Source organism: Kribbella hippodromi, from assembly GCF_039531045.1.
Taxonomy (GTDB): Bacteria; Actinomycetota; Actinomycetes; order Propionibacteriales; family Kribbellaceae; genus Kribbella; species Kribbella hippodromi.
Genome location: NZ_BAAAPH010000002.1, coordinates 27,039 through 40,364, shown reverse-complemented (window position 1 = coordinate 40,364; position 13,326 = coordinate 27,039). Strand labels below are relative to the sequence as shown.

At 68.3% G+C, this 13,326-nt stretch carries 10 protein-coding genes; 5 read left to right on the top strand and 5 right to left on the bottom strand.

What is annotated here, in order from left to right; translation table 11 throughout:
- Together ABD260_RS02960 and ABD260_RS02955 are read left to right on the top strand one after the other, a co-directional pair.
- A complete protein-coding gene (locus ABD260_RS02960) occupies window positions 1-1,185 on the top strand; it encodes a M24 family metallopeptidase (protein ID WP_344231735.1) in 1,185 nt (394 codons plus the stop codon).
- 5 nt (window positions 1,186-1,190) lie between these two features.
- Window positions 1,191-2,381, top strand: coding sequence for an aminotransferase-like domain-containing protein (locus ABD260_RS02955; protein WP_344231734.1), 1,191 nt, complete (start codon window positions 1,191-1,193; stop codon window positions 2,379-2,381).
- 54 nt (window positions 2,382-2,435) lie between these two features.
- Here the strand turns inward: ABD260_RS02955 and ABD260_RS02950 are convergent, their stop codons facing one another.
- The gene (locus ABD260_RS02950; RefSeq protein ID WP_344231733.1) at window positions 2,436-5,456 is read right to left on the bottom strand and encodes an FAD-binding and (Fe-S)-binding domain-containing protein; all 3,021 of its coding nucleotides are present in this window, start codon (window positions 5,454-5,456) and stop codon (window positions 2,436-2,438) included.
- A gap of 45 nt (window positions 5,457-5,501) precedes the next feature.
- Between ABD260_RS02950 and ABD260_RS02945 the strand changes: the two genes are divergently transcribed.
- A complete protein-coding gene (locus tag ABD260_RS02945) occupies window positions 5,502-6,230 on the top strand; it encodes a maleate cis-trans isomerase family protein (RefSeq protein WP_344231732.1) in 729 nt (242 codons plus the stop codon).
- Window positions 6,227-6,877, top strand: a complete 651-nt coding sequence (locus ABD260_RS02940) for a GntR family transcriptional regulator (protein WP_344231731.1) — start codon at window positions 6,227-6,229, stop codon at window positions 6,875-6,877. Before ABD260_RS02945 ends, ABD260_RS02940 begins: the two co-directional genes overlap by 4 nt.
- Here ABD260_RS02940 and ABD260_RS02935 read toward each other — a convergent pair.
- Entirely contained in the window at window positions 6,864-8,327 is a 1,464-nt protein-coding gene (locus ABD260_RS02935) for an NAD-dependent succinate-semialdehyde dehydrogenase (RefSeq protein ID WP_344231730.1), read from the bottom strand. The genes ABD260_RS02940 and ABD260_RS02935 overlap by 14 nt on opposite strands.
- Window positions 8,328-8,407: 80 nt before the next feature.
- Here ABD260_RS02935 and ABD260_RS02930 point away from each other — a divergent pair, with 80 nt between their 5' ends.
- Entirely contained in the window at window positions 8,408-9,661 is a 1,254-nt protein-coding gene (locus tag ABD260_RS02930; protein ID WP_344231729.1) for an aspartate aminotransferase family protein, read from the top strand.
- 189 nt (window positions 9,662-9,850) lie between these two features.
- Here ABD260_RS02930 and ABD260_RS02925 read toward each other — a convergent pair whose 3' ends face one another.
- The 3 genes from ABD260_RS02925 to ABD260_RS02915 all read right to left on the bottom strand — a co-directional run.
- The gene (locus tag ABD260_RS02925) at window positions 9,851-11,215 is read right to left on the bottom strand and encodes an MFS transporter (RefSeq protein ID WP_344231728.1); all 1,365 of its coding nucleotides are present in this window, start codon (window positions 11,213-11,215) and stop codon (window positions 9,851-9,853) included.
- Window positions 11,216-11,942: 727 nt separating this feature from the next.
- The gene (locus ABD260_RS02920; protein WP_344231727.1) at window positions 11,943-12,680 is read right to left on the bottom strand and encodes a TetR/AcrR family transcriptional regulator; all 738 of its coding nucleotides are present in this window, start codon (window positions 12,678-12,680) and stop codon (window positions 11,943-11,945) included.
- Between the two features lie 390 nt (window positions 12,681-13,070).
- The coding region (locus ABD260_RS02915; RefSeq protein WP_344231726.1) for a hypothetical protein at window positions 13,071-13,326 on the bottom strand (256 nt) is incomplete at its 5' end.

The following is a 13,326-nucleotide window of genomic DNA, read 5'->3' as shown; positions in this document are numbered from 1 at the left end:
GTGTCCGACCTGCTGGAGCAGGCGGTCGAGCCGGACGAGTACTCCGGCCGGCTGACCAGGGTCCGCGCCGTCCTGGCCGAGCGCAGCCTCGGCGCACTCATCGTGAGCGATCCCGCGAACCTCTTCTACCTGACCGGGTACGACGCGTGGTCCTTCTACACGCCACAGTGCCTGCTGGTCCCGGCCGACGGCGAAGTGCAGTTGTTCGCGCGGGCGATGGACGCGGCCGGCGCGTCGTACACGTGCAACTTGCGCGCCGATCAAATCCACGGGTACCCGGAACATCTGGTGCACCGGCCGGACGTTCATCCGTACGACTGGATTGCCGAAAGGTGCCGCGATCTCGTACCGGTTGGCGCGGAGGTCGCCGTCGAAGCGGACGCGCACTACTTCACGCCCCGCGGTTATCTTGCCCTTGGCAACGGACTGCCCGGGCGCCGGCTGGTCGACTCGGCCGAGCTGGTGAACTGGGTCAGGCTGGTGAAGTCGGAGCACGAACTGCGCCAGCTGCGGATCGCGGGCGGGATCGCCGAGCAGGCGATGCGGATCGCGCTCGATCAGCTGCAGCCGGGACTGCGGCAGTGCGACCTGGTCGCCGAGATCCTCGCCGCGCAGGCGACCGGTACGCCGGAGCACGGCGGCGACTATCCGGCGATCGTGCCGATGCTGCCGACCGGCAACGCCGCCGGTACGCCGCACCTGACCTGGACCGACCGCCCGTTCGTCGCGGGCGAGGCGACGACGATCGAACTGGCCGGCGTGTTCGGCCGGTATCACGCGCCGCTGGCCCGGACGATGATGCTCGGCGAGCCGCCGCGGCGGCTCCGGGAAACCGCCAAGATCGTTGCCGACGGCATGAGCGCCGCATTGTCGACAATCCGGCCAGGCGTCACCGGCCACGCCGTCCACGCCGCGTTCAACGACGTGATCGCGGCGCACGGACTGGTGAAGGAATCCCGGATCGGGTACTCGATCGGCATCGGGTACCCGCCGGACTGGGGCGAACGCACCGTCAGCCTGCGCCCCGAGGAGACCACCGTGCTGACCGCGGGGATGGCGTTCCACGTCATTCTCGGGATGTGGATGGACGGCTGGGGTTATGAGCTGTCCGAGCCCGTGGTGGTCACCGCCGACGGAGTGGAACGTCTGACCGGACTGTCCCACGAACTGACAATCAGGAGGTAGCCGCTGTGCCAGCACTCCCCTACGCCGCACGCACCACCGGACTGGTGGGCTCGGTGATCGACTCGAGCACATCCCTGCTGCACAAGCAGACGCACGACATCGTTCGCTTCGCGATGGGATCGCCCGCTGCCGAGGCGGTGCCGGCGCAGATATTGTCGGCAATCGCCGCCCAGGAGCTGAGCCGCCCGGACGCGTACGACTATGCGGCGACCGAGGGCGATCCGCCTTTGCACGCGGCGTTGCTGGACATGTTGCGCGGCACCAGTGACGAGACGACCGCCGATCGCCTCACCGTCACCGCGGGCGGCATGCAGGGGCTCGACCTGTTCTGCAAGATCTTCGTCGACCCGGGCGATCTCGTCGTCGTGGAGTCGCCGACGTACACCAACGGCAGCGCGACCGCGCTCTCGTACGGGGCCGAACTGCTCGAGGTATCGGTCGATGTCGACGGTATGATTGTCGACGATCTACCACGGCTGCTCAACGGACGGACGCCGAAGGCGATCTACACGATCCCGACCTTCCAGAACCCGTCCGGCGCGACGCTCTCACTCGAACGCCGGCATCGCCTGCTCGAGCTCGCCCGCTCCTGGGGATCGATGGTGATCGACGACGATCCGTACGGTCTGCTGCGGTTCGCGGGCGATCCGCTGCCGACGCTGCGGGAGCTCGGCGCGGGTGATCCGCTGGTGTTCGCGGTCCGGACGTTCTCGAAGATCGTCGCGCCCGGTCTGCGCGTCGGCTGGGTCGACGCGGACCCGGAGCTGCAGCGGTTGCTGATCAATGCGAAGCAGGCCATGGACACGTGTACGAACCTGCCGGCGCAGCGACTGCTCACTGGGTTCCTCGCCGGTGGGCATCTCGAGGAGCATCTGGTCACGCAGCGGGCGGAGTACAAGCGCCGCAAGGAGGCGATGCACGCGGCGCTGACCGAGCACTTCGGCGACATCGCGCACTGGACCGATCCCGAGGGCGGATTCTTCCTCTGGGTCACGCTGGAGAACGGCGTCGACACCGAAAAGCTCTTCGAGGTCGCCCTGGCCGAGGGCGTCGCGTTCATCCCCGGCCCCGCCTTCTCCCCCACCGGCCGCTTCAACGACGCCTTCCGCCTCTGCTTCGCCTCCACACCCCCCGACCGAATCCACGAAGGCATCACCCGCCTCCGCCGCGCCACCGACAAACTCTCCGCCGCCTGACCCGCACGTGGTGACCATGCGGGTCGTGCGCGATCACGCGGAGGCGCTGCCGGGCTACTCGGTGACGGGGTGGTCGTGCGGGGTCTCGTCCGCTTGACGGTTCGGGTCGGGTAGTGCGGCGGCTAGGAGCTCGGCCAGGTGCTGTGGTCGGCGGGGCGTGCCTTGGGTGATTTGGGTACGGCAGCTGAAGCCGTCGGCCAGCACGGTCGTTGCGTCGGGCAACGAGCGTACGGCCGGCAGGAGCGTACGTTCGCCGACTGCCTTCGACACCTCGTAATGATCGCGTTCGAAACCGAAGTTGCCGGCCAGGCCGCAGCAGCCGGGGTCGGCGACGCGAGCGTCGATTCCGGCGGCTGACATCAGTTCACGATCGGCATCGAAGCCGAGTACGGCGTGCTGATGACAGTGCGGCTGCACGTACGCCTCGCCGCCGACCTGCGGCGGTTTCCAGCCCGCCTCGATGAGCAACTCCGAGAAGGTCCGCGTGTTCGCCGCCAACGTGTCAACAAGAGGATTGTCGACCAGAAGGCGTCGCGCATCATCGCGCAGCGCGGCAGTACAACTCGGTTCGAGACCGACAATCGGTGTACCTGCGGCCAGGTGCGGCGCAAGTGCCTGCACCGAGCGGTCGAGTACGCGCCGGGCAGTTGTCAGCTGTCCGGTCGAGATCCAGGTCAACCCACAACAAACCGGCTTGTCCGGCAGCACGACCTCGAACCCCGCCGCCTCCAGGACCTCCACAGCCGCCCGCCCGACCTCAGGCGCCAGATAGTTGGTAAACGTGTCCGGCCAAAGCACCACCTTCCGCCCACCACCAGCACCACCTCCCCAACCAACTCCGCCCTCCAGACCAGCTCCGCCATCCCGAGCGACGGCGCGACTCTCCCCAGCAGGACGACTCTGTGGCGACGATCCCCCTCGGCGGTTGAACCACTGGGTGAAGCTTTCAGGTGCGAAGGGCGGCACCTCTCGTTCGGCCGCGATCCCGCCCAGGCGTTTGGTCAGCTGCAGCCCGGCGAAGCGGTTGGCGAGCTTCGGCGCCCGGGACGCGAGCCGGGACCACAACGGCAACCACCCCATCGACCAATGCGACAACGGCCGGGCCCACGGGCGCCGTGCATAGTGATGGTGCGTGAACTCCGCCTTGTACGTCGCCACGTCAACGTTCACCGGACAATCCGACAAACAGCCCTTGCAGGACAAGCACAGATCGAGCCCGTCGCGTACCTCCGTCGACCGCCACCCATCCGTGATCAGGTCGCCCTGCAGCATCTCCCAGAGCAGATGCGCCCGGCCGCGGGTGGAATGCAGTTCCTCGCGCGTGACCTGATAGCTCGGGCACATCACGCTGCCCGACGTCTGCCGGCACTTGCCGATCCCCACGCACCGCCGCTGCGCCCGAGCGAAATCGTGCCCGTCGTCCGGGTAGTCGAACAGCGTCGCCACATGCCGGTTCTTCGCCGCGCCGTCGTGCCGGATCGCCAGGTCGAGCCGCGGCGGGTCGACAATCATGCCAGGGTTCAGCACGCCGTCCGAATCCCAGATGCGCTTCAGTTCACCGAAAAGCGCAACGCCGTCAGCGCCGTACATCTTGCTCAGCAACTCGCCGCGCGCCCGCCCGTCGCCATGTTCGCCGGACACCGAACCGCCAAGCTCAACCACAAGGTCCGCGGCCTGGTCGACAAACTCCCGGTACGTTGCGACGCCGCGCGTACTCAGCAAGTCGAAGTCGATCCGCATATGCATACAGCCCTCGCCGAAATGCCCGTACGACGCACCGGACAGACCGTGCCGCCCGAGCAGCTCGTCCAGTCCGCGCAGGTACGCGCCGAGCCGCTCCGGTGGTACCGCGGCGTCCTCCCATCCGCCCCACGCCTCGGCACCATCCGCACGCCGGGTCGCGAGGCCGGCGGCATCGGTCCGGCACCGCCACAGGACGGCCTGCGCCTTCGGGTCAGTGACAAGCGAGGCGGTGGCGGGCGAGCCCGAGTCACGCAGTTCTTCCAGCATCGTGCGTGCTGCGCCGGCGGCGGCCGGCTCGTCGTCGCCGCCGATCTCGACCAGCAGCCAGGCGTTTCCGGCCGGAAGCCCAGCGCTGACGGCCGCGTCGCGGACCTCCGCGGGCAGCCGGTCGACGAGCTCGTTGTTGATGGATTCCATCGTGAGCGGGCGGTGCCGGAGGACGACGGGTACGCAGTCGGCGGAGGTGATCGAATCGCCGAAGCCGAGTACGCAGAGAACCTTTGCCTTGGGCAACTCTGTCAGGCGCACGGTGGCGCGGAGCGTCGCGGCAAGCCCGCCTTCGCTGCCGGCCAGCAGACCGGCCACGTTGTAGCCGTGCTCGGGCAGCAGCCGGTGCAGCGCATAGCCCGAGATCTGGCGAGTGAACTGACCGAACCGGCGCCGGATCAACAGTTCGTTCTGGTCCACGAACGCTTGCAGGGCTCGATGCAGCTCGCCTTCCCGCCCTGGGCGAGCGGCCAGCACGTCGCGTCCGGCCGAGACGGCGTCGAAGGTGAGCCGGGTGCCGTCGGCGAGGACGGTGTCCAGAGATTGCAGATTGTCGGCAGTCGTACCCCAGGCGACCGAGTGCGCGCCGCACGCATTGTTGGCAATCATGCCGCCGAGCGTGGCGCGGCTCGCGGACGACGGATCGGCGCCGAACGCCAGCCCGTGCGGACGCGCGGCGGCCAACAGATCAGTCAGTACTACCCCAGGCTCGACGACGGCAGTCCGTGCAGCAGGGTCGAGCTCGAGGATGCGGTTCACATGCCGCGAGGTGTCGATGACGACTCCCCCGATCGCATTGCCGGCCATCGAGGTACCGCCGCCGCGTACCACCACCGGCGCCCCGGCCGCGGCGGTCAGCGTGACGGCGGCCGCCAATTCGTCGGCATCCGCCGGTACGACAACCAGGTCCGGCACAGCCCGGTAGTTCGATCCGTCCGCGGCGTACAGCGCCCGCGTACGCCGGTCGTCAGCCACTTCGCCGCGCAGTTCCCGGCGAAGGGCGGCAACAAGGCGGGAGATGTCGTACCCGGTGGAGCCGATTGTTGGATCGTCTGGGGTTAACATTGTCGACAATCTACTCATTTCGGTTGACGTCAGCCAGGAGGTCGGATGGTCACGGTAGGGCTGCTCTATCCCGGACACAGCGCGGAGGACGACTACCCGACGCTCGAGGCGCGGCTGGACGGGACCGTGAAGCTGCCGGTGGTGATCACCTCCGTCGGTGAGGACGCGCACCGGGTGGACGCGCTGCTCGACCTCGGCCGGGCCGAACGGCTGGCCGAAGGCGCCGCCGAGCTCGCGCCGTCCCGGCCGGACGCGGTGATGTGGGCGTGCACGTCGGGCAGCTTCGTGTTCGGCCGTGAGGGCGCGAACATCCAGGCGGCCGGCGTGGCGCAGGCGCTCGGCGTACCGGCGTCGTCCACCTCGATCGCCTTCGTCGACGCCTGCCGCGAGCTCGGCCTGCGGCGGGTCGCCGTGGCCGCCTCGTACCCGGAGGAGGTCGCCCAGCACTTCGTCCGCTTCCTCACCGGCGGCGGCGTCGAGGTGGTGTCGATGGGCAGCAACGGAATCATCACCGCCGCTGAGGTCGGCACCCTGGCGCCCGAGCAGGTGGTCGCGATGGTGAAGGCAGCCGACCACCCGGACGCGGAGGCGATCCTGGTTCCCGACACCGCGATGCACACGCTGTCGATTGTCGACGAACTCGAGACGGCGGTCGGCAAGCCGGTCCTGACCGCGAACCAGGTGACGGTCTGGAAAGGCCTCCAGTTGACCGGCGATGTACCGTCATTGCCACATCTGGGGACGCTGTTCACCACAAGGGGGAAGCGAGAGTGACCGATTACATCGAGCCGCTGGTGCAGGAGTCGACGCCGAGCATCATCGCCGACAAGCTGCGCAAAGCCATCGGCTACGGCGAGATCAAGCCTGGCTCGCAGCTCGGCGAGGCCGAGCTGGCCCGCAAGCTGGGCGTCAGTCGGGGACCGCTGCGTGAGGGCATGCAGCGGCTCACCCAGGAAGGGTTGCTGATCTCGATCCGCAACCGCGGCCTGTTCGTCGTCGACCTGACGCCGCACGACATCCGCGACATGTACGTCGCCCGGCAGGCGATCGAGCTGGCCGCGGCCCGCCAGATCCTGGTCGGCGACTTCGAGGCGGCCGGCAAGGAGCTGTCCAGGTTCGGCCACGCGATGCTGGATGCCGACGGCGATCCGGGCGCGATCGGCGAGCTGGACATCGAGTTCCACGAGACGCTGGTGCGGCTGTCCGGCAGCCCGCGGCTGATCCGGATGCATCAGACGTCCATCATCGAGACCCGGATGTGCATCCACGCGCTGGAGGAGACGTACCTCGCCACCGACGTCCGCGCGCTGGAGCACTCCGATCTCGCCGACGCGATCGAGGCCGGCAACGTGGCGCGTACCGAGATGCTCCTGCTGGCGCACATGGACGACGCGATCGAGCGGCTGGTCAACCGCCGCTGACGGCGATCCCGATGTACTTCGTCTCCAGGAATTCGTCGATCCCGACGGCACCGCCCTCCCGGCCGAGTCCGGACTGCTTCACCCCGCCGAACGGTGCCGCCGGGTTCGACACCACCCCCTGATTGAGCCCGACCATGCCGGTCTCGATCGACTCCGCCACCCGCAGCGCCCGGCGCAGGTCGTTGGTGAACACATACGCGACCAGGCCGTACTCGGTGTCGTTCGCGGCCGCGATCACCTCGTCCTCGGTGCTGAACGGCGTCAGCGGCGCGACCGGCCCGAAGATCTCCTGATCCGCCATCGCGGCGTCCCGCGGTACGCCGGTGAGCACCGTCGGCGGGTAGAAGTACCCGTCGCCCGGGGCGATGTCGCCGCCGGTGAGCACGGTCGCGCCCCGGCCGACCGCGTCCGCGACCAGCGACCGCACCTTCTCCCGCCCGGCCTCGTCGATCAGCGGGCCGACCTTGATGTCCGGTTCGGTGCCCCGCCCGACGGTCAGCGCGCCCATCCGGTCCGCGAGCCGGCGGCCGAACTCGTCGATCACCGCATTGTGAACAAAAATACGATTGGCGGCCGTACACGCCTCGCCCATGTTCCGCATCTTGGCCGCGATCGCGCCGTCGACGGCTTCGTCGAGATCGGCGTCCTCGAAGACGATGAACGGTGCGTTGCCGCCTAGCTCGAGGGATGTACGGAGTACCTTCTCCGCGCACTGTTCGAGCAGGACGCGACCGACCCGGGTCGACCCGGTGAAGGACAACTTGCGGGCCAGGCCGGACCGGATCAGCGGCTCCATCACACCGCCCGCGTCCATCGCGGTGACACAGTTGACGACGCCCGCCGGTACGCCGGCCTCGGCGAGGATGCCCATCAACGCGAGCATCGACAGCGGCGTCTGGTGCGCCGGCTTGATCACGCTCGTGCAGCCGGCCGCGATCGCCGGGCCGAGTTTGCGGGTGCCCATCGCCATCGGGAAGTTCCACGGGGTGATCAGCAGGCACGGGCCGACCGGTTGCTTCGTGATCAGGAAGCGCGCGTTGCCGGCCGGCGCGGTCTGGTACCCGCCGTCGATCCGCAGCGCTTCACCCGCGAAGTGCCGGAAGAACTCGGCCGCGTACGCGATCTCACCGCGGGCCTCGGGCAACGGTTTGCCCATCTCCAAGGTCATCAGCAGGGCCAGGTCGTCGGTGCGCTCGATCAGCAGTTCGTACGCCGCGGTGAGCATGTCGGCGCGTTCGCGCGGCGAGGTCTTGGCGAAGTCGCGCTGCGCCGCGACCGCCGCGTCGAGCGCGGCCCGGCCGTCCGCGGGAGTCGCGTCGGCGACGGCGCAGAGGACCTTGCCGGTGGACGGATCAACGACGTCGAAGGTCGCGCCGCTGCCGGCCTCGACCCATTTCCCGTCGATGAACAACCGCTTCTCGACCGCGTCCACCACGCGCGCTTCGTCCATGAGCACCCCTTCACCGGCCTCGGCAGCTGAGATACGCTGATTGTCAACAATCTACCATTTGACGTTCAGAGGGGAAGTCCGTGGCCGAGCTCTCGCAAATCCTGAAACAGGCGACCGGTGTGGTCGCTGCCCGCGGTGTGGGCGTCCAGCTGTTCGACGAGGACGACCGCCGATATCTGGACTTCACCGCGGGGATCGGAGTCACCTCGACCGGGCACTGCCACCCGCGCGTGGTCGCGGCCGCACAGGAGCAGGTCGGCCGGATCATTCACGCGCAGTACACGACCGTCATGCACCGGCCGCTGCTCAATCTGGTGGAGCGGCTCGGTGACGTACTCCCCCAGGGCCTGGACCGGATGTTCTTCGCGAACTCCGGCAGCGAAGCGATCGAGGCGGCCCTGCGGCTGACCCGGCAGGCGACGGGCCGGCCGAACGTGATCGTGTTCCACGGCGGATTCCACGGCCGGACCGTGGCCGCGGCCTCGATGACGACCTCCGGCACCAAGTTCCGGTCCGGTTTCAGCCCGTTGATGGCCGGCGTCCACGTGTCGCCGTTCCCCGACCCTGGCCACTTCGGCTGGCCGGTCGAGCAGGCCACCGACTTCGCGCTCAGCCAGCTGGACTACGTACTGCAAACGTTGAGCACCCCGGCTGACACCGCCGCGTTCTTCGTCGAACCGGTGCTCGGCGAGGGCGGGTACGTACCCGCGAACGAGCGGTTCTTCGCCGGTCTGCGGGAGCGCGCCGACGCGCACGGGATTCTGCTGGTTGTCGACGAAGTACAGACCGGGTTCGGGCGTACCGGGAAGTTCTGGGGCGGCGACCACTTCGGCTCGCGGCCGGATGTTGTCGTCACCGCGAAGGGGCTGGCGTCCGGATTCCCATTGTCTGCAATCGCCGCGTCGTCGGAGTTGATGGAGAAGGCCTGGCCCGGTTCGCAGGGCGGGACGTATGGGGCGAACGCGGTCGCGTGCGCGGCCGCGCTGGCGACGCTCGATGTGATCGAGGACGAAGGCCTGGTCCGGAACTCGGCCGAGCGTGGCGCGCAGCTCAAGCAGGCGTTGCAGCTGGTCGCGGACAAGCACGAGCAGATCACCGACGTACGCGGGCTCGGGCTGATGATCGGCAACGAGTTCCGCGATGCCGACGGGAAGCCCGATCCGGTCACGGCGGCGGCGGTTCAGCAGGAGGCAGCGCGGCGCGGGCTGTTACTGCTGACGTGCGGCGCCTGGGGCCAGGTCGTCCGGTTTATTCCGGCGCTGGTGGTCTCCCCCGACGAGGTCGATGAAGCCGCCGGCCTCTGGGCCGACGCAGTTTCCGCGGTCGTCGGCTGATCGGGTCCATCACCTGATCGGCAGTCCTTGGCCAAGACGCCGCGTCCTGTCGGGCGCGGCGTCTTCGGTTCACTGAGCAGATTGACGTAGCAGGAGGCCGGTCCGCGGTTTCCGGAACAATTGGTGCGCCAAGTGGCGAATTGTTTCCGGAGATCGGCGGGCCGGCCTCCTGCGTGGTTCAGATCTGGTTCAGGCCTTGGTGGGAGCCGGTTCCAGGTCCACCGGTGGCAGTGCTTCATCGGTGCCGGGGATTTCAGTGCCGTTCAACGGGCACCGGGAAGTCTCCGGGACCTTGATCAGCGCGATCGCGCCGACCACACAAGCCGCCATCATGTAGTACGCCGGCACCAGCGAATCCCCGAGTTTCGCCGTCAGCCAGTCGTTCACCGCGGGCGCGGTTCCACCGAACAGCGAGGTGGACACGTTGTACGCGATGGCGAACCCGGCGTACCGCACATGCGTCGGGAACATCGCCGGGAAGGTCGCCGAGATGGTCGCCAGCTGCGGTACGTAGAGCAGGCCGAGTACCGCGAACCCGATGATCGCGCCGAGCATGTTCGTACTCATCAGCATGAACATCGGTACGCCGAACACGAACAGCCCGCCGAGCGAGACCCACCACAACGGTTTTCGCCCGACCCGGTCGGACGCCCGGCCGGCGAACGGAACGAAGACCATCATTGTCAACATTCCTATGATCGGCACCACCAGCGACTTGTCGGAGCTGAGCCCGATCTCCTTCTCCAGGTACGTCGGCATGTACGTGAGCAGCGTGTAGTTGACGACGTTCAGCGCGATGACCATGCCACCGAGGCGCAGGATCGGCGCCCAGTACCCGGCCAGCAGGTCCTTGAACTGATGCGAGGTCTGCTCTTCCTTCTGGCCCTTCGCCTCGAGCTCGCGGAAGACCGGCGTGTCCTCGAGCTTGGACCGGAGGTAGACCCCGACCAGGCCGAGCGGCGCGGCGACCAGGAACGGCAGCCGCCAGCCCCACGAATGCATCCGCTCGTCGCCGAGCAGCAGCGAGAAGCCCAGCATCAGCAGCGCACCGAGCGAGAAGCCGGCCAGCGTGCCGAACTCCAGGAAGCTGCCGAGGAACCCGCGCTTGCGGCTCGGCGCGTACTCGGCCATGAAGGTCGCGGCACCGCCGTACTCACCACCGGTCGAGAAGCCCTGCACCATCCGGAGCAGCACCAGCAGGACCGGCGCCCAGTAGCCGATGGTGTGGAACGAAGGCACGAGTCCGGCGCACAGGGTCGCGCCGGACATCAGGATGATGGTGATCGCGAGCACGTGCTTGCGGCCGAGCCGGTCGCCGAGCGGGCCCCAAACCAGGCCGCCGAGCGGGCGGACCAGGAACGAGACGGCGAACGTCATCAGCGCGAGCAGCGTCTGACTCTCGGTGTCACCCGGGAAGATCGCGGCCGAGATGTACGTCACGCCGTACGCGTAGATGCCGTAGTCGAACCACTCGGTGGCATTCCCGATCGCCGACGCGGCGATCGCCTTCTTGAGCACCCCGGGCGGTGGCTCCGCCTCAACCGTGGGACTCACCCCGGGCGACGGGGTGTCCACGGGTCGTCGATTCTCGGGCTCCACAGTGTTCCTCCTGTCGTTTACGGCCTCACCCGAGTGCCCACCTCTCACGAATCAACACGCCCCACGGGAAGGTCGTAGTTTTGTTGACAATCCGAAGGTTAACCATGTGCATTCGTGAACCACAAGAAGTAACTCCCAGTTGATCCACTATCAGCACCCAGTACCCCCGAATACGCCCGAACAGCACCCACGCACCCGATCCGGTACACAGCAGATCGCGGTGGGCACAGATCCGGCGCACGGTAAATCGCGATCGGCGCAGATCCCGTACGCGGTGGATCACGGTGGGCGCAGACCCAGTACGCACTGGATCGCGGTCGGCGCAGAGCCGGTACGCGTGGATCGGGAGAGCGATGGCAACCGCAACAGAAGCCGCCGACTACACCCTTAGTCCGGCCCCGCTTGATCGGGCGCACGGCAGATCCAGCGAGGCGGTGGGGACCCAGAGCGCGATGGACTGGGAGCTCGGTGGATCGGGAGCACGCGCAGGTGCAGTGGGCGGTCGGGGGCGCTGGCCGCCGGTTACGGGATTCCGGCTGTACGCCGTGCGCTGGGCCGACGTACGACCACCTCTGGCGCGAACCCGGCGTGGCGGATCGCGCGGATGTGGTGGATCACAGGCGTGGTGGATCGTGCGGGTGTCGCGGATCGATCGCGCGGGGGTGGTGGATCGGGGGCGGGGCTAGGGGTTGGGGTTAGGGGTCGGGGTTAGGGGGGTTGGGGCTAGGGCGGCTAGGCCGGCGGTGATGACGGTGAGGCCGAATTCGAAGCGGGCGTCGCCGTCGGCTCCGGAGGTCAGCTGGTTGGCCAGGGCGACGGTTAGGGGGAAACGGTCGGCTGGGAGGCCTTCGAAGTAGGTTCGCAGATTGTTGACAAAGCGCTCCACGTCTTCGGGGGTCCAGTCCGACGCGCTTTGGACCGTCTCCTCGAACGCGACCGCCGTCACATACAGCGGGATCAGGTCGACCGCCCAAGCCGCCGCCTGGTCCGGAACGTTGCCGGCTTTGAGCAGAGTCAGGATGCGTTCGGTGGTACGCAAGGCGCGCTCCCCCACCGGCACCGCGCCGATCGCCGCCCGTGCCACGCCGGGATTCGCCCGCATCGCCCGGAGCATCTCGCGCATCGTCGCCTTCAGCTGCTCCTGCCAGCGGTCCGGGTCGATCGGGTCGTCGAAGACCATCTGCTCGGCGGTGCGCTCCACGAGTAGCTGATCGAGTTCGCGCTTGTTCGCGACATGGGCGTACAAGGACGCCGGTCCCGTACCCAGCTCGCTCGCGATCTTGCGCATCGAGACCGCCTCGTACCCGCTCTGGGTCAGCACCCGCATGGCGGCGTCGACAATCCGGTCCCGGGTCAGCGGTTCCTTCGCCGGCCGAGCAGGTTTCGCGGGGGCGATCGGCTGCCACGGAGGTTGGCTCATACGAACACTGTACTTGACGCGAACATCGTTCGCGAGTAGAACAGTGTTCGTAGACGAACACCGTTCGAACCACTCGAACCATCTCAAGAGGGGGCACATATGAGCACCAGAACAGCAGCAGAAGACCCGCCCACCACCCCGAACACCAACAGCACCCACACCACAAGCAGCACGACCGCTGTGGAGACGACGGATGCCGCCGGCGGCGCGAGAGACGGACAGGCTCCGCGTGGGGCGGGTGGCGAACACACCGCACATGAAGCGGGCAGTGCACCCGGCGCGGTAGGCAGCTTGACCGGCGGCGGCGCGAGCGTCGAACTCGCCCCGCGTCAGGCGGCCGGCGAAAGCACCGCAGGTGAGGCGGGTGGCGCACCCCGCGCGGTAGGCAGTTCAATCGGCGGCGGCGCGGGTGGCGAACTCGCCCAGCATGAGGCGGGTGGTGAAGCTGGCGCGGGTAGCAGCGTGATCGGTGGCGCCAGCGCGAGCGCCGTAGACGCACTGCGTGACGCGGGTGGTGTCGCCGGCGCGGGTGGCAGCGTGGTCTGTGGCGGCGGCGCGGGTGGTGGAGCCGGCGCGGGCAGCAGCGTGATTGGTGGCGCCAGCGCGAGCGCCGTAGACGCACTGCGTGACGCGGGTGGTGTCGCCG